The 319-nt window shown below is 43.6% G+C and carries 1 pseudogene; it reads right to left on the bottom strand.

Annotated elements, in window-relative coordinates:
- A pseudogene (locus FCK90_RS15255) lies at positions 1 to 292 on the bottom strand (hypothetical protein); the annotation flags it as partial.
- Between the last annotated feature and the right edge of the window lie 27 nt (positions 293 to 319).

The raw sequence follows: 319 nt of genomic DNA, 5'->3' as shown, positions 1-319 counted from the left end.
GACATGTATCTTTAAGAGCAAACATGGCTTGAATTACGCCGTCTTTAGCTACATAAACAATCGTTTTCCCTTCACTTGCAAGTCGTTCAAATGCGCCATTTGAAAATGCTGCCGCTGCTTCTTTCCCAACAAACCCAGCCTTTCCAACTTGCCAATTCCCTTCTCGATAAATCGCTTGAACTCCCCAACCAGGTACATCCGTCACTTCTATTTCCGTTAACTTTTCGGTGATTTCCGGTTCTAAGTCTTGTGTTATTGCCGCAGCTAACGGATGTAAAGATTGTCGTTCCATCGCTCCAACCACATTGATTACTAACTG

The organism is Kocuria coralli, from assembly GCF_008831305.1.
Lineage (GTDB): Bacteria > Actinomycetota > Actinomycetes > Actinomycetales > Micrococcaceae > Kocuria > Kocuria coralli.
This window is presented reverse-complemented; position numbering and strand designations above follow the sequence as displayed.